Below are 20,716 nucleotides of genomic sequence, written 5' to 3'. Positions count from 1 at the left end.
GGGCACTCCTCTTTTGGGGGCATTTTGAAGAAAATGCCCCCAAAAGAGGAGTGCCCGTTTTTACCTACTAGTTACTAAATCTTCAAAGATGGAAGCGTTACCTCCTTACTAGAAAGATACCTCCAAGGGAGAAGTAATGCGTTTCGCGAAGGTGGCCAGGTAATCATCCCATTCCTGCACGTTGTTGAACTGCCCGCTCTTCACCCAGCCAAAGCCCGCGTAATAGATGACCTTGTCTTCTGAGGGAGTGGCCATCACATACAGGTGGCTCATGTCTTTGGTTTCCACCCGATGATCTTTGAAGGATTGCACGGCTTTAGGCGCCATGACAATTCCAGTCCCCAGCAAAGACTTATCCATGGGTTCCCAGTAGCGGAACCAGCCCGCCTCCTTATCGGCTTTCACCTCGCCTTTTTTGTCATGGAGGGTGATGCCCGCCGTCACGTTTGGCAATGGCTTGTCACTTTTGAGCACTACTTCGTACCGGGTCATGTTACTTCCCAGGTCTAAACTGATGATCTTCTTTTCAGTGATGGTCCTTCCGTTGGCTTGCCAGGGAGCATAGGTTAGCTCAAACATGGTTCTGATGGGGCCGTCGGCCAGTTTCCGGTAGCTGATGAAGTTCTTGGAGACGTACAGTGAATCATTCTCCCAGACGCCTATGCCGCCAATGCCCCGGCTGGGGCCCACGTGGTACGGGTCATATCCCTCTCCCCTATCAACATGGTAGTAGTTGGAGTTGGTCAGGTAGCCTTTGTACCAGGCGTCAATCACCGAATAGCTCACCCGCTTCAGCCAGGCATCCATCCCGCTGGTCAGGGTTCCTCCAGCCACGCCTTGCTCCACCATCTGCTGCGCCACGGGTCCGTAGGTCCGGAACGCCACCCGGTCATTCTCCCAGGTATAGTCATCGGTGCGTTCGGGCACAAAGCGGGAGTACGTTCTCACCTCGCTCCTGGGCTGGGACGCGGCGCCGTTCACCGCCCCTTGCACGTAGAACTTCTTGGTGGCTCTGGCTTTGATATCGGTCTGAAACAGGATTTCATCTACCTTTCCGTCTAAGTCGTGGTCCAGGGCCTGGCTTACCAGCAGTTGATCTGATTCCGCATCCTTGATTAGCAGGTTCTCCGCGCCAAACTTATCCGCCAGGGCTTTCACCCGCTGGATGGGGATGGAGATGGTTTCTGCGGTTCTGTCTAGGTCCAGGCGGTTTTTGACGGTGACGCTATTCGCCTCCGGCACTTGTCTGCACGACGCGAACAGGCCGGCGGCCATCAGCAGACCTGCCCAAGCCCTTCTTTTCAGTTGAGATGTTCTTACCATTGTACTTCTGAGATGATCGTTTGCTTCCCCGCCACGCGAGGAGGCATGTTATACTCCTGATCTGGCCCGCGTTTCTTTCACCGATGCCCTTGCTTTCTATTGCTCCGGAAAACTCCCGCCCCCTGTTTTAGCCCTGCTTTTGGGAAAACAGGCCCAAAACAGGCGCGTGACCCACTACTCGCCCATGGGCTTCCCGATGGTGGCCAGGATGCCGCCGTCTACGTAGAGGATTTGTCCGTTCACGAAGTTGCTCGCCCGGGAAGCCAGGAAAACCGTGGCTCCGCCCAGTTCATCGGGTTCTCCCCACTTACCGGCGGGCGTGCGGTTCACGATGAATTCATGGAAGGCATTGCCGTCTACCCGAAGAGGAGCGGTCTGCTCGGTGGCAAAATAGCCGGGTCCGATGCCGTTCACCTGAATCCCAAATTTGGCCCACTCGGTGGCCATGTTCTTGGTGAGCATCTTCAGACCGCCTTTGGCCGCGGCGTAGGCGCCCACGTTCTGGCGGCCCAGTTCACTCATCATGGAGCAGATGTTGATGATCTTGCCGGACTGGCGTTCTATCATGCCTTGCACCACGGCCTGCGTCACGATGAAAGGAGACGTCAAATCCACGTTGATGACCTCCTGCCACTCGGGCAGGCTCATGTCTTTCAGCGGAATGCGTTTGATGATTCCGGCATTGTTTACCAGAATGTCAATAAAACCGACTTCCTGCTCTATCTGGGCAACCAGTTTCTGAACCTGCTCCTGATTGGTGACATCGCACAGATAACCGTAGGCGGTAAGGCCTTCTTCGCGGTAGGTCTGCACTGCACGGTCTACTTTCTCCTGGGAGGAATTCCCGTTCACCACCAGGGTGGCGCCGGCTTGCCCCAGGGCTCGGGCCATGGCCATGCCCAGGCCGTGGGTACCACCCGTAATCCAGGCCACTTTGCCGGTGAGGTCAAATTGCTGTAAAATCATAGTATGGGGAGATTATCTTAAATCAGTGATGAGGCAGGCGTCCATGTCGCCGTAGTCCAGGTTTTCGCCGGCCATGCCCCAGATGAAGGTGTAGTTGGAAGTGCCGGCGCCGGAATGGATGGACCAGGGCGGGGAGATCACGGCCTGGTCGTTCTGCATCCAGATGTGGCGGGTCTCCTGCGGCTGCCCCATGAAATGGCAAACGGACTGCCCCTCGGGGATGTCGAAGTAGATGTAGACTTCCATCCGGCGGTCATGGGTATGGGCGGGCATGGTGTTCCAGACGCTGCCTGTGTTCAGCTCAGTCATTCCCATCTGCAGTTGGCAGGTTTGGATCACGCCGGCAATCAGGAGTTTGTTGATGGTGCGCTCATTGGCGGTTTCCATGGAGCCAAGCCGCACAACCTCCGCCTCCTGACGGGATACTTTTTTAGTGGGGAAGGCCTGATGGGCCGGGGCTGAGTTCAGGTAAAACTTGGCGGGCTTCTCCTTCTCCTGGCTCAGGAAGGTCACGTTTTTGACTCCTTTGCCCAGGTAAAGCGCTTCTTTGTGCTGCAACTCATAAGTTGTCCCGTCTGCCTCCACGGTGCCCAGGCCTCCTATGTTGATGATCCCCAGCTCCCTTCTTTCCAGGAAGTACTGTGATTTAAGAGGATCGATGGTTTCCAGGGCAACGGCCCCGTTTACCGGCATCACGCCGCCGGCAATGTAGCGGTCATAGTGGCTGTAGGTCAGGTGAATCTTATCGGCCTGGAACAGGTTCTCAATCAGGAAGTTTTGGCGCAGGGCCTGGGTGTCCATGGCTTTGGTCTCGGTAGGACTAACGGCATAGCGCACATCGTATTCAATACCCATATCGGTTGTTTTGAGGGTTAATTCTGGAAACGTTCTCATAAATGGCTACCCGTACGGGTGAGCCGTTCTTTAGTATTATACCACAAGTTGTTTATCTGAAGAGGAAGGACGGGCATTGTCTTCCCCGCCTGCCGCGCCGCTGGACTTGCGGGTTTTCAGCTCTACCGGCGTGGTGAGGGAGATATAGTTCTCCTCGGGCTTGATCTTCTGCTGGATCAGATCCATCATGAGGGCGGCGGCCTTCTCGCCCACCTGGTAAGGAAACTGCTCTACCGAGGTAATGGCCGGTTCAATGATTTCTGACCGCGGATCATTGGAATAACCCGCCACCAGCAATTCGTCCGGAATCTTCAAATGCTGCTTTTTGGCGTACTCCACCACCGTGATGGCAGCCGTGTCATTGCAGGCGAACACCGCATCGGGCAGCTCCTTTCCGGCAAAGAGCACCTCACAGTCTGCCAGGCTGTTTTCTTTGGTGAGTTCATGGAAGAAAAGCAGATGCTCCTGCAAGGGCACCCCGTATTCCTGCAGGGCGTCTCTGTAGCCGGCGAAGCGGTCACGGTAAATACTGCAACTGAGCGGCCCGCCAATATGGGCAATGCTGCGCGCGCCTTTCTCCAGCAGGTGAACAGTGGTCTGGTACCCGCCCTGGTAATCATCTCCCTGTATTTTATGGACCGGATAGTTGAGGGGTACCCGGTCAAAGAACACCAAAGGGGTATTGGCGTTGGTGAAGACATCAAAGTGGGAGAAATCCTCGGTATGCAGGGTGGTGGACACAATCAAACCCTCCACCCGGGCGGCATACATGGCGTTTACCAACTGCTTCTCCAGTTTCACGGAGTCATTGGACTGGCAAACCATGAGGTTGTACTCGTACTCCTGCAGCTTGTTCTGGATAGCCGTAATCACCGAGGAAATGAAGTACATGGAGATTTTAGGCACAATCAGCCCGATGGTGTTGGAGCGGTTGTTCCGCAGGCTGGCCGCCACGGCGTTATGCCGGTAGTTGAATTTCTCCACCGCCTCCCGCACCCGCTGCTTCGTGCTTTCGCTCTGGTGCGGATGGTCATTCAACGCCCTGGAAACAGAGGAAATAGACATGCCCAGTTCAGCGGCAATGTCCTTAATGGTGAATTCAGGGCGTTTTTTCATTTTAACACTCAAAAGACGTTTTCTTCAACTTTCTCCCGCAGCAACTCAAATAAGTTGTAACGCTGCCCAGGACCGGAGGTTCTGCATGACGGCCTTCAGAAAGCGAAGCGGCAGTCTTCCTTTCCACAGAACCTATCCAACGCAGCAATCGCAGCCAGGCTGTTTTTCAGGTTTCGAAACACTCTCCGCCGCCGCCGCTGCTCTAGTGTATTCTGGGATCGCACCTTTGGCTGAGGAGCGGCTTTACACTGCTTTCCTGCAAACATCTTCTATCCTAGAGCAGGCATTCGCTTGAAATGGACAAAATCCCGCCATTTTTCTCTGGCCATGATGGTTCTTGCCTTGGCAAGGAAGGCTTGCAGGCGCTCCCAGAGGCTCAGATGTTCTCCCGGAAATAGCAAACCACTCTCTTCTAGCCGTGTCACCTGACGTTTAGATCTCCTGTAACAAAAGAGCAAAAAGAGCTGATGGCCGCAAAGAACGGCCAGACCCGATAACTGCAGCGTTCTATCTTTACACCGAAGAAGGTAAGTAGCAGAAGCCATTGCCACCGATCAACCAACCTCTTGGTCATGTACAGCAGCTCGCCACCGATAGACCGAGGTTTGGGTTTATCGTCCCAGAAACGATCTGGATCACTTTACCCGCAGCATAGGAAAAGTTCGCAAAAATTGGGCAAACAAAAAAGCCTCTCAGATTTCTCTAAGAGGCTTTTTGTGTTGTCCGACCAGGTTTCGAACCTGGACTCTTCTGAACCAAAATCAGACGTGTTGCCAGTTACACCATCGGACAATCTCCGCTGACAACCTGTTGTTGTCGTTTGGTGTTGCAAAGGTAGAAAAGAATTCATTCAGCGCAATACACCTAGCGAAAAAAAATTCAAAAATTTATTCCATAATCCGCTCCAGGGCGGTGTCATAGCTGTTTTTGATCACCTGGATGGCATGAAACACCTCGCCGTCTACCTCGCAGTAGCGGGCCGTCACCTCGCCAATTTTTTTGAAAGTCAGGCTGTTACCAGACACTAATTTCTCAAACGCTTCCTGCTGCGCCGGTGAAACACTCACCACCACGCGGCCCTGGCTCTCACCAAACAGATACGCGTCTTTTCTGAAATTTTGATCGGTAGCGATAGAAAAACCTAGCTCGTTGGCCATGGCAGACTCCAGCAAGGTGATGTAAAGACCACCATCGGCGCAGTCATGGGCCGACTGGATCAGTCTTTCCTCAATCAGCGACTTCACGGTTTTCTGCACCAGCAGTTCTTTCTCCATGTCAAAGGCCGGGGCCGGAGACAGTTTCATGTTGTGGTAAGAATACAGGTATTCGCTGGAGGCGATGTCGTTGGCGGGGTCACCTAATAGATAGATGGCGTCACCTTCCTGCTGGAAAGCCAGCGTCATGGTGTTGGCTTTGTCTTCCAGAATACCCAGCATGCCAATGGTTGGGGTTGGGAACACCGGACCTTCGTCTGAAGACTGGTTGTAGAAACTCACGTTACCACCCGTCACCGGCGTACCGAAGGCGGTACAGGCTTTGCCCATGCCTTTGATAGCGCCCACAAACTGCCAGTACACTTCCGGCACGTATGGGTTCCCGAAGTTGAGGCAGTTGGTGATGGCCACGGGCTCACCGCCGGAGCAAACAATGTTACGGGCGGCTTCGGCCACGGCAATGGCGGTGCCTTCCTCGGGGTCAGCGTTCACGTAGCGGCTGTTGCAGTCTACGGTGATGGCAATGGCCTTGTCAGAACCTTTCACCTTCACAATACCGGCATCGGCTGGACGGTTGGTGGTCAAGGTGGCGGTGCCAATCATGGAGTCATACTGCTTGTACACCCAGCGCTTAGAAGCGATGTTGGGGTGCGTGGCCAGGAATTCGGCTACGGCTTTATAGTCGGTTGGCTCCTGCACGGAGTCAATGGTGAATTTTTTGGCTTCCTGGAAATACGCGGGCTCACGGTACTCGCGGTGATATACCGGCGCGCCGCCGCCCAGTACCAGGTCATCGGCGGGCACATCGGCCACCAATTCTCCTTTTACATAGTAGCGCAGGCGTTTGGAATCGGTCACTTCGCCAATCTGGGCGCAGGACATGTCCCACTTGTCGCAGATCTGGAAGATAAGGTCCTCGGCTCCTTTTTCCATCACCACCAGCATGCGCTCCTGGCTCTCGGAGAGCAGAATCTCGAACGGCTGCATGTTGGCCTGGCGGGTAGGTACTTTGTCAAGCCAGATTTCCATGCCGCTTTCGCCTTTGGCGCTCATTTCTGAGGTAGAGCAGGTGATACCGGCGGCACCCATGTCCTGCATACCAATCACGCGGTTGGTGGCCAGAATCTCCAAAGTAGCCTCTAAAAGCAGTTTCTCCTGGAACGGGTCCCCCACCTGTACGGATGGCAAGTCATTCACAGAGTCTTCAGTGATGTCCTTAGACGCGAAGGCCGCGCCGTGGATACCGTCTTTACCGGTAGCGGCCCCGATGATGAAGACCGGGTTTCCGGCTCCGTGCGACGTGGCGCTGGCGGTTTTACCTACTTCCACGATGCCCGCCGAGAAGGCGTTCACCAGCGGGTTCACGTTGTAGCAGTCATCAAAGAACAGCTCGCCGCCCACCGTCGGGATACCGAAGGCATTGCCGTAATCCCCGATTCCTTTCACTACCCCTCTCAAGAGGCGCTTGGTTTTATCTGAATTAGGGTTCCCGAAACGCAGGGAGTTCAGCTGCGCGATAGGCCGGGCGCCCATGGTGAAGATGTCACGGTTGATGCCGCCCACACCGGTGGCCGCGCCCTGGTAAGGCTCCAGCGCCGAGGGGTGGTTATGGGACTCTATTTTGAAAGAGCAGGCCAAACCGCCGCCAATGTCTACCAGACCGGCATTCTCCTCCCCTGCTTTCGCCAGCATGCGCGGCGAGTCTTTGGGCAACGTCTTCAGCCAGACAATGGAGTTTTTATAGGAGCAGTGCTCAGACCACATCACAGAGAAGATGCTCAGCTCCGTGAAATTAGGCGTGCGGCCCAGGATTTCTTTAATGCGATCGAATTCTTCAGGCAAGAGGCCCAGTTTCTGGGCGGTATCTACGGTAGTCAGGGTCTGGGTTTCCAAGACGGATATGGATTTGGTAAGACAGGGCAAAAATAAAGATTTCTTTTAGATGGCGGCGCTCTCTTTTCAAATGGTTTTAAGCCTGTTTTCAAGAAAACACTCTTAAAATGAAGAAATTGTTACCTCAGCGTTAGCCAAAGGGCCTGTCACGTTATGTTTTGGTTAAGCTTGAAGGTCGGGCTGGATTGGCTGCCAACTGCTCCGTAAACTTATACGGTCTCCCATTTAACCCGTGCCCCGCCATGGAAAACGCAGCAGAAAAAACCGTCACGCTGGTGGTCTATTACACGTCAACCCAGCCCATTGCCACCCTGGAACTGAACGCCCAGGATGAACACCTGTCCTGGCTGATGGACAGCATGGAAGTGATCCCCTGCGGAAAATATTACTGCCTCCGGCTCTCCACCTCGGGGGAGTTCAGGCAGGCCCGGCGCATTTTCCCGGCCATTGGGCAGGTGAACCGTCACGTACGTTTCAGGGCCTTTTTACGCAAAAAGGCCACTAAACGCCCAGCCACCTCCCCAGTGGAGGCAACCGGACAAGCTGCACCGCTTCCCTCGCCCATGGCAAGCATCGTGGCGCCGGCGGGCTTCCGGTTTACCTGGATGAAATCATTCTTTAAACTTACCCTCAACGGCCTGTAGCATGGAAACCAACGCCATCATTCTCTGCTTTTACCTCAAATCTGCCACTCCTATCCACACCCAGACCTTACCGGCCCACGACAGCCGCCTACCGCAACTCCTGGAAGACGTGCGCATGGTACGGCACGGCAACTACGTCTTTGTGCACCTCCGGAGCGACTATGAGTGGGAACGGGCGCAGTATTTCCTTAACAAAACCAAGCACCCGGCCCGCCTGGCTTCTTCCTCAGCGGCCTGAGTTTATTTCTTCCCTGGCGGCCTCCAGCCCCTGAGGGTTTCTATTGGTAATACCACCGGCTGCTCAGGAACACAGCCGCTGACGCGCAACCCAGCCCGGCAGCCAAACCGCCGTCCCTTCTTATGTAAAGGGCGGCCAGCGGGCGCGTTTTTAAGCCGTTTCCGGCAAAAGAGTCCCAAAACAGACCTGTAAATCAGGCGCTTCGCCACGGCTCTACTCCCTTAAAACATTTTTCGCTACTTCTATGGAAATCAAGCAAGAATGCCCTATTTTTGCAGCCTGAAAGAAGTGAGTATCTTTATAAATAATTATAAACCAACCAAATGGCGAATATTGGCAGAATTACCCAAGTGATCGGTCCCGTGGTGGACGTAAGCTTCTCGGGTGAGAATTCTAAGTTGCCCAACATCATGGATGCCCTGGTAGTGGTGAAGGCGAACGGTGCCCGCGTGGTACTGGAGACGCAGCAGCACTTAGGCGAAGATCGGGTACGTACCATCGCGATGGACGCAACCGAGGGCTTAACCCGCGGCATGGAAGTAACTGACCTTGCGGCTCCTATCTCAATGCCTACCGGCGACAACGTGCTAGGCCGTCTGTTCAACGTAATTGGCGATGCCATTGACGGTATTCCGCAGCCTGCCAGCTTGGTAGACCTGCCAATTCACCGCAACGCGCCGCGTTTCGAAGATCTTTCTACTTCTTCTGAGGTATTATATACCGGTATCAAAGTTATTGACCTGATTGAGCCTTACTCAAAAGGGGGTAAAATTGGTTTGTTCGGGGGTGCCGGAGTAGGTAAAACCGTATTGATCCAGGAGTTGATCAACAACATCGCCAAAGGCCACGGTGGTCTTTCTGTGTTTGCCGGTGTGGGTGAGCGTACCCGTGAGGGAAATGACTTGCTGCGTGAGATGATTGAGTCTGGCATCGTGAAATACGGTGACGAGTTCATGGAGTCCATGGAGCACGGCGGATGGGATCTTTCCAAAGTAGACGCTGACGCGTTGAAAGACTCTAAAGCTACCTTCGTGTTCGGTCAGATGAACGAGCCGCCAGGGGCCCGCGCCCGGGTAGCCTTGTCTGGTTTGACCATTGCTGAGTCTTTCCGTGACGGTGATGGTACCGGTTCTGGCCGCGACATCCTGTTCTTCATTGACAACATCTTCCGTTTCACCCAGGCAGGTTCTGAGGTATCGGCCCTTTTAGGTCGTATGCCATCTGCGGTAGGTTACCAGCCAACTTTGGCTACGGAAATGGGTGCCATGCAAGAGCGTATCACGTCTACTAAGCGTGGTTCCATCACGTCTGTACAGGCCGTTTACGTACCTGCGGATGACTTGACTGACCCGGCTCCAGCGACCACCTTCGCTCACTTGGATGCCACTACCGTACTTTCCCGTAAAATCTCTGAGCTGGGTATCTACCCGGCGGTAGACCCTCTGGATTCTACCTCCCGTATCTTGACCGCTGATGTAGTAGGCGAAGAGCACTACAACACCGCGCAGCGCGTGAAAGAGATCCTGCAGCGTTACAAAGAATTGCAAGACATCATTGCCATCCTGGGTATGGACGAATTATCTGAAGAAGATAAATTAGTCGTACACAGAGCGCGTCGTGTGCAGCGTTTCTTGTCTCAGCCATTCCACGTAGCCGAGCAGTTCACCGGCTTGAAAGGTGTGTTGGTTGACATCAAAGACACCATCCGTGGCTTCAACGAGATCATGGACGGCAAGCACGACAACCTGCCTGAGGCCGCCTTCAACTTGGTGGGTACCATTGAAGACGCCGTAGTGAAAGGTCAGAAAATGATGGCCGAAGCGAAATAGTTTTAATGTGCTAATGTGTTAATGTGCTGATGTAAGAATTAGCACACTAGCACATTAGCCAATTAGCACATTAACAAATGTATTTAGAAATCATCACCCCAGATAAAAGAGTATTTGAAGGCGACGTGACCTCGGTGAAGTTTCCGGGCATCAATGGCGGGTTTGAAGTGTTGAACAACCACGCAGCCCTCATCAGTGCTCTGGCCAACGGCCCTGTGCGCATCACGCCGGCCACCGGTACTCAAGTGGTGTTCCAGATTGACGGGGGAGTTGTGGAGGTATTGGACAACAAGATCATTGTCCTGGCCGAAGCCGTGACCGCCTAAGATTTCCTGTTTTTCATGTGAAAGCCCGCTCTTCTGCAAAGAAGGCGGGCTTTCGCTTTTTAGCCCGTTTTCAGAAAACAAGCCCTAAACGGCTTTCCTACTTTTGGCGTTTCTGCTTACCTTTAGAAGTGTTGATTGTTCATTGCTGATTGTTTTAACCAAAAAACGAATCACTCATGAATTCCAACAATCAACAACTAGCAATCAACAACTAACAAACAATTCCGTGTCTATCTCGCCCAAAGTAACGCCCATTTACCAAACCTCGGTTTTCACGTTCGAAGACCTCACCGCCCTGGAAGCCTATTTTGAGCAGCCCGGCCAAAGCTACCTCTACAGCCGCAACGGCAACCCCAACACCGATGAACTGGCCGAGGAGGTCAACCAACTGGAGAAAGGAAACGGCGCGGTGGCCACTTCCTCGGGCATGTCGGCCATCCTGACGGCGGTGCTGGTGTATTGCCAGTCCGGCGACCACGTGCTCTGCGCTGAGGAGATTTACGGGGGTTCCGCCGCCTTGCTGTCGCAGGAACTGACCCGCATGGGCGTGCAGATCACGTTTGTGCCCATGGCCGAGATGTATGACTTCAACCCCTACGTGCAGCCCAACACCAAACTGATTCTGGTAGAGACCATCAGCAACCCCATGATGACGGTGCTGGACCTGGCTCAGGTGGCGAACGCCTGCCAAAGCAACGGCATCAAACTGGTCGTGGACAACACCTTCGCCTCACCGGTGATCACCAGACCGCTGGAACTGGGTGCCGATCTGGTCATCCACAGCGTCACCAAATACCTCTCGGGCCACAGCGATGTCACCGCCGGCGTGGTCATCGCCAAAGAAGCCGCCGATGCCCAGCGCGCGAAACAGATTGTAGTAGCTTGGGGGCTGACCTTGAGTCCGTTTGAAAGCTGGCTTGCCGCCCGCGGCCTGAAGACGTTGAAGCTGCGCATGCGCCAACATTCTGAGAACGCCTTGGCCCTGGCCACTTTCCTGCGCCAGCACCCCAAAGTAAGCGCCGTTTTCTACCCCGGCCTGCCAGATCATCCGCAACACGATTTGGCCGCGGCCCAAGGCAAAGGGCAGTTTGGCGGCATGCTCTCCTTCCGGATCGCCGATGACGTGGAAACCGTGAACCGCTTCATGCGCGGCCTGACCCACATGCCGTTCGCCCCGTCTCTGGCCGGCGTGGTTTCCTCGGTCTCCTATCCGCTGGGCACCTCGCACCGGGCCCTCACCCCTGAACAACGCGAGAAACTAGGCATCACCGTGGGCCTGATCCGGTTATCCGTGGGCATCGAGGAACCAGAAGAATTAATAGCTGACCTGGAGAAAGCCTTGGCAGCCATCTAGCGTTTTCCGTTTCGGGGCCATTTTTATAAAACAGCCCCGAAACAATACGTTTCCTTATCCCCCCAGCTGGCACCTGCTGAGCTGCTGGCGCGAGACTTCAGTCTCGTGACACAGGATGAAGCGAGTCTCCAGACTCGCCGGGAACCATGAACCGGAAATGCCTGAGATTTCGTAATGCGCCGGGTCGCTGCTTTGCAGCGAGGGTAGTCAGGAGACTACCCGCCATCGAAAGGCACGAGTTGCAAACTCGCGCCAGCATTTGGTCAGCTTTAGAGCGGTAAGCGCTGAGAAGTGCGATAGGATAGCCGTCAGAAGAGGAACGTGTCTACACGTAACCTCTTCTATTTTCAGCCTGTTTTCAGAAAATTAGCCCCAAAACGCAGAAGGCCTTACCTTTGCGGCATGTTTACACGTTTCGTCAACTGGTTGGGCGGGAAAAAGACCTCGGCGCCAACAGATGACCTTCCAACTGATATGAAATACTTACTCGTGGGTTTGGGCAACATTGGCCCGGAATACGCCGATACGCGCCACAACATCGGGTTCATGGTGCTGGATCACCTAGCCAAGAAGCATGATGTTTCCTTTGACACCGGCCGCCACTCGTTTGTGACCGAGTTCAAGACAAAGGGCAAGCACTTCACCCTGGTGAAACCCACCACGTTCATGAACCTGAGCGGCAAAGCGGTGGCCCATTGGCTGAGTGTCCTGAAGATTCCGGCCGAGCAGATGCTGGTGATTACGGATGATCTGGCCCTGCCCTTCGGGAAACTGCGGATGCGGGCTAAAGGCAGCGCGGGCGGGCACAACGGCCTCAAACACATTGAGCAGACCCTGGGCAACAATGAATACCCGCGCCTTCGGTTTGGGGTGGACTCGCAGTTCTCCAAGGGCCGCCAGGTGGACTATGTGCTGAGTCCCTTTTCAGAAGATGAGAAGATCGATTTGCAGACGCACATTGAGAAAGCCGCCGAGATGAGTTTGTCCTTCGGCACCATCGGGCTGGAGCGCACCATGAATTTCTTCAACAAATAACCGCTTCTCTGGTCTTATGTCAGGACGGTGTTTTGGGGCTGTTATCGTGAAAACAGCCCCAAAACACCGTCCTGACCTACTTATGCGTTACACAGACCGCAGTACTTCCAGTTTATGCGACAGGATGGCGGCCTGCTCCTGCAAACCTCTGAACTTTAAAGCGAAAGGATCAGACGCGGGCTTGGCTTCCACCTTGGTATTCAGGACGGTGATTTCCTCCACCAGAAGCTCCAGGTGCCGGCTGATTCTGTCCTGCAGTTTCTGCAGCTTTTCAATGGCCTGGGAAAGTTGCTCTTGCTCCATCTCCAGGCGGGTAGGTTGTAATTCTAACTGAATCATAACGGGTCTCGTTAAAATTCCAGCGCCAGGCACTGGGTTCTGGTTCATGTCTAGGGTTCGTTTTACAGTTGCCCCAGCCGGCGGAGCCTACTCTACGGCGAAGCAGATGGTCCGTCAGCGCTTAAAATAAGAAATTCGTTTTCAGGCCATTATCTAAAAACCACCGCGAAAACGCCCGCTCATTCCGGCTACTGAAGCGTACCTGAACCAAATGTAAGAAACGCGGCAAGCATACCATTTAAAACTCGACAAACCTGCGGCCCGGGAAGTTGAAGGGTGCCTCCTGCCCGATGTAAGCTTTTGTATTGGCGGCATTTGTCTACTTTTGTGCCGATATTTCCCTCCATGACCCGTCTCCTTTCCCTGTACCGAAACGCCTTTGGCGGCCTCTCCAGAGAAGCCTGGCTTTTGGCGGCGGTGATGTTCATCAACCGCAGCGGGGCCATGGTGGTGCCGTTCCTGAGCGTGTACCTGACCGAGGCACTGGGCTTCAGCCTGCAGCAGGTGGGCGTGCTGCTGAGTCTGTTCGGGATGGGTTCTATGTGCGGCACGTTCCTGGGCGGCTGGCTCACCGACAAGGTAGGCCATTTCAAAGTCCAGTTCCTCAGTCTGGTACTGGGCGGCAGTTGGTTTTTCGTGATGCTCACCCTGGAGCGGTTTGAACTCTTTGCGGCCGGCATCTTCCTGCTGAGTTTACTGACCGAATGCCTGCGCCCGGCCAACGCCTCCTCGGTGAGTTCCTACGCCCGCCCCGAGAACGTGACCCGTGCCTTTTCCCTCAACCGCATGGCCATTAACCTGGGCTTTTCCATTGGCCCGGCCCTGGGCGGCGTGCTGGCCACCGTCTCCTACCAGTGGTTGTTCATGGCCGATGGCCTCACCTGCCTCACCGCCGGGGCGGTCTTCTTTTTCTATTTCCGGCACCGGCAGGGCCACGAGCCCACGTCATCCACCTCAGCGGCCGCGTCCAATCCGGCTCCGGCTACGCGCTCGCCTTACCGCGATGGGTTGTTTCTGCTGTTCACATTGCTATGCTGCTGTTTTGCCGTGGCATTCTTCCAGTTCTTCTCCACCATGCCGCTTTACTTCCGGCGGGTCTATCACCTGTCTGAGTTGCAGATTGGCGGCTTACTAGCGTTTAACGGGCTGCTGGTGTTTCTGCTGGAGATGATCATTGTCTACCTGCTGGGAGACCGGCACGCGCTCTGGAAAATGATTGTGGTGGGGCTGCTGTTGCTGGCCATGGCCTTTGTGCTGCTCAACCTGGCGCACGGGTTCTGGGTGCTGGTGTTGTCGGTGCTGCTCATGAGCCTTTCCGAGATCATGGCCATGCCGTTCATGAGCACGCTCACGGTACAACGCTCCGGTCCGCATAATCGGGGTTCGTACATGGGGCTTTACAGCCTCTCCTACTCTGCGGCGCACATCGTGGGTCCTTTCGTGGGCACCAACACCATCGCCCGGTTCGGTTTTGACGCGCTGTGGTGGGGCGCCAGCGCCTTGTGCGTAGTGGCAGCTGTAGGCTTTTACCTGGTGGTAAGACGCTTGCAGACGGCGTAAAACGGAAACCTCTCCCCAGTTTCAGGCCTTCTTTCGGAAAATAGCCCCAAAACCCGGCGGTCTCTTCTGCTTTCCGATTCTTTTTGGCATCTTTCCTATAAACTTCGCTGAACCGACCCATGAAATTATTGACCACACTCCTGCTGCTCAGCACAACCCTGGCCGCCTGTACTTCCGTTAAGCAACGTGCAACAGATACAGAAATGATGGTCTATATAGGAACCTACGCCAAACCCGATGCCGAGAGCATTTTCGCCTACCGTCTGAACGAGGAGACCGGTGCCTTAACCAGGGCGCTGGCCGTGAAAGGCGGTGAGAATCCCTCCTTCCTTGCCTTAGACGCAGACCGCAAGCACCTGTACGCGGTGAACGAGACCACCGAGTTTAAGGGCCAGAAAAGCGGGGCGGTGAGCGCCTTCGCCATTGATCAGAAAACCGGCGACCTTACCTTCCTGAATCGGCAACCCTCGCGGGGCGGCGCTCCCTGCTACATCAGCCTGGACCATAAAAACAAAGTGGCGCTGGTGGCGAATTACGTGGGCGGCAACGTATCGGCTTTCCCGCTGCAACCCGATGGCCGGTTAGGTGCTTCCTCAGACATGGACCAGCATGAGGGCAAAGGTCCCCGTCCGCAGCAGGACGCGGCGCACGCCCACTGCATTGTGCCAGATCCGCAGAATAACTTCGCGCTGGCCGTAGATTTGGGCATTGACCAGATCATCAGCTATAGACTGGACAAAGCAGCCGGCAAGCTGGAGCGCCAGGCGCAACCGGCGTTCACGGCCAAATCGGGCGCGGGGCCGCGGCACCTCACGTTCCACCCCACCAACAAGCGCTTCGCCTACGTAATCAATGAGCTGAACGCCACCCTCACCTCGTTCACCTATCATGCGGATAATGGAACGCTAACCGAGGTAGAAACGGTCTCCACGCTTCCGGCGGGCTACACCGGCGAAAACGCCTGCGCTGACATCCACGTCTCTCCTGATGGTCGTTTCCTGTACGGGTCTAACCGCGGGCACAACAGCATTGTGGTCTACGCCATTGACGCCAACTCCAACAAATTATCACTAGTGGAGCACGTGAGCACCCAGGGCAACTGGCCCCGTAACTTCACCTTCAGCCCGTCTGGCCGAACGCTGCTGGTGGCCAACCAGCGGTCCAACAATATCACCACCTTCAAGGTAGATACCCAAAGCGGCAAGCTCACGTATACCGGCAACTCGGCCTCGGTTTCTTCGCCGGTGTTTGTGCAGGTGGTACCGGCCTTCCCCCAAACGCCCAGACAATAGACGCTATGAAAGCAGTGGTGATCACGCAGCCCGGCGCGCCAGAGGTGCTTCAGGTTCAGGAACGCGAAATGCCTACGCCGGCTCCCCATCAGGTGCTGGTGCGGGTACGCGCCGCCGGCATCAACCGCCCCGATGTGGCGCAGCGGAAAGGCCATTATCCGCCGCCACCCGGCGCGCCGGCAGATGTGCCCGGCCTGGAGATTGCCGGCATTGTTGAGGCCTGCGGAGAACAGGTAACCCACCGGAAACCCGGTGATGCCGTCTGTGCCTTGCTGCCCGGGGGCGGCTACGCCGAGTATGCGGTGGTGGATGCCCGTCATTGCCTGCCTCTGCCCCAAAACTGGAGCTTTGAAGCCGCCTCCTCCCTGCCCGAGACCGTGTTCACCGTCTGGCACAACGTCTTTCAGCGGGGCCAGCTACAACCAGGGGAAACCTTTCTGGTGCACGGCGGCAGCAGCGGCATCGGGATTACGGCCATTCAGTTGGCCAAAGCGTGGGGTGCCACGGTGTATGCCACGGCAGGCAGCGATGAGAAGTGCCGCGCCTGCGAAGACCTGGGCGCCGACCGCTGCCTCAACTACAAGACCGAAGACTTTGAGGAAGAACTGAAAGCCGAAGGAGTAGACGTGATTCTGGACATGGTGGGCGGCGACTACATCTCCAAGAACCTGAACCTGTTGAAACCCGATGGCCGGCTGGTCTTCATCAATGCCATGCAAGGTGCCCAGGGCGCGTTTGACGTGCGGCACATAATGCAGAAGCGCCTGACCATTACCGGCAGCACCCTGCGCCCCCGCGATGCCGATTTCAAAGCCGCGCTGGCAGAAGACATAGAAAAGCACGTCTGGCCCCTACTGCAGGGTGGCCGCTTCAAGCCGGTGCTCTATCAAGTGTTTGATCTGGCAGAAGCAGCCCAGGCCCACGCGCTTATGGAAAGCAGCGAACACATCGGGAAAATTGTGCTCCAGGTACCGGAGTAGCAGGAAACCCAAGGACTGTTCCCGGAGTAGATGAAAAGGCACGTTCCGTTTAGAGGCCGTTTTCAGAAAACAGCCTCCAAACTATTACCAGGCTCCTTTTTTACTCCCGATGGCTTACCGCTTATAACCATAGCCCCTGTTTCTTAACAGCACTACATGAACCTTCTGTTCCTCACGTTTGGCCCTAACATCAAAAACCACTACCAGGCGAACTTTGCCATCATGTCGTTTCTGCCGTTCCAGAAGGAGCTGGACACGATCTACGTCTACACCGATTATCCGCAGTATTACACCCGGCTGAAGGAACACGTGCAGGTGGTCACCATCACCCCAGAGCAGCTCACCGCCTGGAAAGGTCCGCATGATTTCTTCTGGCGCGTGAAGATCAAAGCCATTGAGCAACTCATCTGCCAGCACCCAGACCAGGCCGTGATGTACGTGGATTCTGATGTCTTCCTGTACCAGAGCCCGCAGGAACTGCGCACGCTGATCAGAAGCGGCGCGGCCTTCATGCACCAGCCAGAGGGCAAGCTCTCGGCCCTCAAAAGCAAAACCGAGAAGCGGATGTGGCAACAGGTGAAAGGCCTGCGAGTGGGGGCTTTGCAGCTACACGCCAACCATGTCATGTGGAATGCCGGTGTGGTCACGTTACCCGTCCAGCAGAACCTGGCCGCCGTTACCCTGGCCCTGCAAATCTGCGACGCCATGTGCGCCCAGCAGGTGACACCCCGCCTGATTGAGCAGTTTGCCCTCTCGGTGGCGCTCCAGGAAACGTACAACCTGCAGGAGGCCAAACCCTGGATTGCGCATTACTGGGGAAACAAAGACGAATGGAACAGCCACATCAGCCAGTTCTTTCTGGAGTCGCACCTCAAAGGCTTTACCGTGGAGCAGGACATCGCCCGCCTGCAGCAGTTCCAGTACAAATCGCTGGCTTTGGTGACGCGCAACAAGAAAACCCGGGCCCGGCTCATTCAAGCCATTGATTTACTTTTCCCGCCCAAAAACCAGACCTTTATTGAGCAGTAGGCTTTAAAGCAAAGGGTGCGTTTAGGGGCTGTTTTCTTCAAAACGGCCCCTAAACGCACCCTTAAGTTACGTAAAGCTTTCTTTTGGTTTAGCTCACGCCGCCGCCGTTCACCACCGGTTTAGACGGTTGCATAAACGCCAGAGAACCATCGGCGTTCTCGGCCATCAGCAGCATGCCTTGGCTCACAATGCCTTTAATTTCGCGCGGCGCTAAGTTCACCAGCACAGACACTTGCTGCCCAATGATTTCCTCGGGGTTGAAATGCTCCGCGATGCCGCTCACAATGGTACGCTGGTCGATGCCGGTGTCTACCTTCAGCTTCAGGAGCTTCTTGGTTTTGGCCACTTTCTCAGCCTCCAGAATAGTCCCGATGCGGATATCGATTTTAGAGAAATCCTCAAAGGTGATGTCTTCCTTGGCGGGTGCAGCTACGGCGTTGGCCAGCTCGTTTTCCTTCTTGGTATCCAGCAGTTTCTGCACCTGCGCCTCAATCACCGCATCTTCGATTTTCTCAAACAGTAGCGCGGCTTCGCCGATGGTGTGCCCGGCCGGAAGCAGGTCCGGAGAACCGGCTTCGTGCCATTTGCCGGCCGTGTACTGCAACATACCAGCGAGTTTCTGGGCGGTTTCCGGTAAAAACGGCTCAGCCAGAATCGTCAGGCTAGCCGAAATCTGCAGGGCGATGTTCATGATGGTTTCCACGCGCGCGGCATCGGTCTTGATGAGTTTCCAGGGCTCGGTATCAGCCAGGTATTTGTTGCCCAGACGCGCCAGATTCATGAGTTCGCCTAGGGCTTCTTTGAAGCGGTACAGCTCCAGCGAAGCGGCAATCTTCTCCGGGAAATCCGCTAATTGCGCCAGCACGTCCTCGTCAAACGGCGTCAGCTCGCCGCGTTGCGGAACGGCGCCCTGGTAGTATTTATTTGTGAGCACCACCACCCGGTTAATGAAGTTCCCGAAGATGGCGAGCAGCTCGTTGTTGTTGCGGGCCTGGTAGTCTTTCCAGGTGAAGTCATTGTCTTTGGTCTCGGGGGCGTTGGCGCAAAGCACGTAGCGCAGCACATCGGCTTTGCCGGGCAGGTCTTGCATGTACTCGTGCAGCCACACCGCCCAGTTGCGGGACGTGGAGATTTTATTGCCTTCCAGGTTCAGGAACTCGTTGGCGGGCACGTTGTCGGGTAGCACGTAATCACCGTGGGCCTTGAGCATGGCCGGGAAGATGATGCAGTGGAACACGATGTTGTCCTTCCCGATGAAGTGCACCAGTTTGGAATCTTTGTCTTTCCAGTAGGTTTCCCAGTCGGGCGTGAGGTCTTTGGTAGCGGAGATGTAGCCGATGGGCGCATCGAACCACACGTAGAGCACTTTTCCTTCGGCACCTTCCACGGGTACGGGCACGCCCCAGTCCAGGTCGCGGGTCACGGCGCGGGGTTGCAGGCCCTGGTCAATCCAGCTTTTGCACTGGCCGTACACGTTCGTTTTCCAGTCATTTTTATGGCCGTCCACAATCCACTCGCGCAGCCAGGGCTCATATTGGTCCAGGGGCAGGTACCAATGCTTGGTTTCGCGCAGTACCGGTTGCTCACCGCTCAACGTACTCTTCGGGTTGATAAGGTCGGTGGCGTTCAAAGACGTGCCGCAGCTTTCGCACTGGTCGCCGTAGGCGTTCTCGTTGCCGCACTTGGGACAGGTGCCCACAATGTAGCGGTCGGCGAGGAACTGCTGGGCTTTCTCATCGAAGTACTGCTGCGTGGTCTGCTCAATGAACTTGCCTTCGTCGTATAACTTGCGGAAGAAGCCGGAGGCGATCTCCGCGTGCGTCTTGGACGAGGTGCGGGAATAGATATCGAAGGAGATGTTGAAATCAGCGAAGGAGCTTTTAATGAGCTCGTGGTACTTGTCTACGGCCTGCTGCGGCGTGATGCCTTCTTTCTTAGCCCGGATAGTGATGGGAACCCCGTGCTCGTCTGAGCCGCACACAAACTTCACATCGCGCCCGCGCGAGCGCAGGTACCGCGCGTAAATATCGGCGGGAATGTACACGCCGGCCAGGTGCCCAATGTGCACAGGACCGTTGGCATAGGGCAGCGCCGCGGTGATGGTATATCGTTGGGGATAGGTTGTCTCAGCCATGTTCTTTCTTTGAAAAGGCAAATATAGCGAATTTGCAGGGAGGTTTTTTCTTCGGTTCTTCCAGGGAGGAGTTGCTTTTCAGCTTGATTTTACCGTTGGCGGTTGCCTTGAGGGCTGTTAGAGTTTCCTTTGAGCCTTATTTTGGGAAAACGCTTCTAAAATGAGGAAGACTTCATAAAGAGAGGATCCTCTTATGGCGAGGATTTACTTCTGAGCTTTTTTTTTCGTGAGCTATTAGCTGTTGGACGACCTGCCTCGCCCGCCGTTGTTGGTGTTCTCACCAACGACCATGACTGCCTTCCTTAAGCCGAGATTCCCCCTTTGAAGGGGGCGAAGGGGGATGTTTACACCTGCTGATCCATTTTCTCTATTGAGCTGTTTCTACTCCGCCCGCCGTTGTTGGTGTTCTCACCAACGACCATGACTGCTGATCCGGTTAGCTATCCGCCTTTGCTCTTCATTTCCTTCCTGCCAAGCCTTGAGGCTGGAGTCGCGGTCTGCCCGCGTTTGTCACTTTTCTCCTGGATGAGAAAAGTAACCAAAAGAATCA

Annotated in this window: 17 protein-coding genes and 1 tRNA gene; 10 read left to right on the top strand and 8 right to left on the bottom strand. The window is 55.2% G+C overall.

From position 1 onward, the window contains the following. Window positions 1-108: 108 nt before the first annotated feature. The 6 genes from H7U12_RS16155 to purL form a co-directional block, all read right to left on the bottom strand. Window positions 109-1,323 carry a DUF4861 domain-containing protein gene (locus tag H7U12_RS16155; protein WP_186639898.1) on the bottom strand — a complete coding sequence of 405 codons (1,215 nt, stop codon included), beginning with the start codon at window positions 1,321-1,323 and terminating at the stop codon, window positions 109-111. 174 nt (window positions 1,324-1,497) lie between these two features. Next, entirely contained in the window at window positions 1,498-2,289 is a 792-nt protein-coding gene (locus H7U12_RS16150) for a gluconate 5-dehydrogenase (RefSeq protein WP_186639896.1), read from the bottom strand. A gap of 12 nt (window positions 2,290-2,301) precedes the next feature. Continuing rightward, complete coding sequence (gene kduI / locus H7U12_RS16145) at window positions 2,302-3,144, bottom strand: 5-dehydro-4-deoxy-D-glucuronate isomerase (protein ID WP_186639894.1); 843 nt, start codon at window positions 3,142-3,144, stop codon at window positions 2,302-2,304. 75 nt (window positions 3,145-3,219) lie between these two features. Beyond that, window positions 3,220-4,299 (bottom strand): LacI family DNA-binding transcriptional regulator, encoded by a 1,080-nt coding sequence (locus H7U12_RS16140; RefSeq protein ID WP_186639892.1) that lies wholly within the window; start codon window positions 4,297-4,299, stop codon window positions 3,220-3,222. 719 nt (window positions 4,300-5,018) lie between these two features. Continuing rightward, window positions 5,019-5,091, bottom strand: a tRNA-Gln gene (locus tag H7U12_RS16135). Window positions 5,092-5,186: 95 nt separating this feature from the next. Continuing rightward, window positions 5,187-7,406: a phosphoribosylformylglycinamidine synthase subunit PurL gene (purL, locus tag H7U12_RS16130; protein WP_186639890.1), complete on the bottom strand. Its 2,220-nt coding sequence runs from the start codon at window positions 7,404-7,406 to the stop codon at window positions 5,187-5,189. Between the two features lie 242 nt (window positions 7,407-7,648). Between purL and H7U12_RS16125 the strand changes: the two genes are divergently transcribed. The 6 genes from H7U12_RS16125 to pth all read left to right on the top strand — a co-directional run bounded on the left by H7U12_RS16125 (window position 7,649) and on the right by pth (window position 12,832). After that, complete coding sequence (locus tag H7U12_RS16125; RefSeq protein ID WP_186639887.1) at window positions 7,649-8,050, top strand: hypothetical protein; 402 nt, start codon at window positions 7,649-7,651, stop codon at window positions 8,048-8,050. Window position 8,051: 1 nt separating this feature from the next. Further along, window positions 8,052-8,288, top strand: coding sequence for a hypothetical protein (locus H7U12_RS16120; protein WP_186639885.1), 237 nt, complete (start codon window positions 8,052-8,054; stop codon window positions 8,286-8,288). A 323-nt stretch (window positions 8,289-8,611) separates the two neighbouring features. Continuing rightward, on the top strand, window positions 8,612-10,117 hold the full coding sequence (atpD, locus tag H7U12_RS16115; protein ID WP_186639883.1) for a F0F1 ATP synthase subunit beta: 1,506 nt from the start codon (window positions 8,612-8,614) through the stop codon (window positions 10,115-10,117). 77 nt (window positions 10,118-10,194) lie between these two features. Next, window positions 10,195-10,443, top strand: coding sequence for an ATP synthase F1 subunit epsilon (atpC, locus tag H7U12_RS16110; protein ID WP_186639881.1), 249 nt, complete (start codon window positions 10,195-10,197; stop codon window positions 10,441-10,443). 226 nt (window positions 10,444-10,669) lie between these two features. Beyond that, on the top strand, window positions 10,670-11,797 hold the full coding sequence (locus H7U12_RS16105; RefSeq protein WP_186639879.1) for a trans-sulfuration enzyme family protein: 1,128 nt from the start codon (window positions 10,670-10,672) through the stop codon (window positions 11,795-11,797). 474 nt (window positions 11,798-12,271) lie between these two features. Beyond that, window positions 12,272-12,832, top strand: a complete 561-nt coding sequence (gene pth, locus H7U12_RS16100) for an aminoacyl-tRNA hydrolase (protein WP_186639877.1) — start codon at window positions 12,272-12,274, stop codon at window positions 12,830-12,832. Between the two features lie 87 nt (window positions 12,833-12,919). Here the strand turns inward: pth and H7U12_RS16095 are convergent, their stop codons facing one another. Continuing rightward, window positions 12,920-13,171: a hypothetical protein gene (locus tag H7U12_RS16095; protein ID WP_186639875.1), complete on the bottom strand. Its 252-nt coding sequence runs from the start codon at window positions 13,169-13,171 to the stop codon at window positions 12,920-12,922. 345 nt (window positions 13,172-13,516) lie between these two features. On the opposite strand from H7U12_RS16095, the gene H7U12_RS16090 reads away from it, so the two are divergent. The 4 genes from H7U12_RS16090 to H7U12_RS16075 all read left to right on the top strand — a co-directional run bounded on the left by H7U12_RS16090 (window position 13,517) and on the right by H7U12_RS16075 (window position 18,032). Next, window positions 13,517-14,731 (top strand): MFS transporter, encoded by a 1,215-nt coding sequence (locus H7U12_RS16090; RefSeq protein WP_186639873.1) that lies wholly within the window; start codon window positions 13,517-13,519, stop codon window positions 14,729-14,731. Between the two features lie 119 nt (window positions 14,732-14,850). Beyond that, window positions 14,851-16,023 carry a lactonase family protein gene (locus tag H7U12_RS16085; RefSeq protein WP_186639871.1) on the top strand — a complete coding sequence of 391 codons (1,173 nt, stop codon included), beginning with the start codon at window positions 14,851-14,853 and terminating at the stop codon, window positions 16,021-16,023. A gap of 5 nt (window positions 16,024-16,028) precedes the next feature. After that, the gene (locus H7U12_RS16080) at window positions 16,029-17,003 is read left to right on the top strand and encodes an NAD(P)H-quinone oxidoreductase (protein WP_186639869.1); all 975 of its coding nucleotides are present in this window, start codon (window positions 16,029-16,031) and stop codon (window positions 17,001-17,003) included. A gap of 156 nt (window positions 17,004-17,159) precedes the next feature. After that, complete coding sequence (locus H7U12_RS16075; RefSeq protein ID WP_186639867.1) at window positions 17,160-18,032, top strand: hypothetical protein; 873 nt, start codon at window positions 17,160-17,162, stop codon at window positions 18,030-18,032. Window positions 18,033-18,120: 88 nt separating this feature from the next. Here H7U12_RS16075 and metG read toward each other — a convergent pair whose 3' ends face one another. Beyond that, window positions 18,121-20,166, bottom strand: a complete 2,046-nt coding sequence (gene metG / locus H7U12_RS16070) for a methionine--tRNA ligase (protein WP_186639865.1) — start codon at window positions 20,164-20,166, stop codon at window positions 18,121-18,123. Window positions 20,167-20,716: the final 550 nt, after the last annotated feature.

Origin of the sequence: Rufibacter sediminis (assembly GCF_014269285.1) — a bacterium.
Classification (GTDB): domain Bacteria; phylum Bacteroidota; class Bacteroidia; order Cytophagales; family Hymenobacteraceae; genus Nibribacter; species Nibribacter sediminis.
The sequence above is the reverse complement of the archived record's forward strand: the minus strand, read 5'-3'. Positions and strand labels throughout refer to the sequence as shown.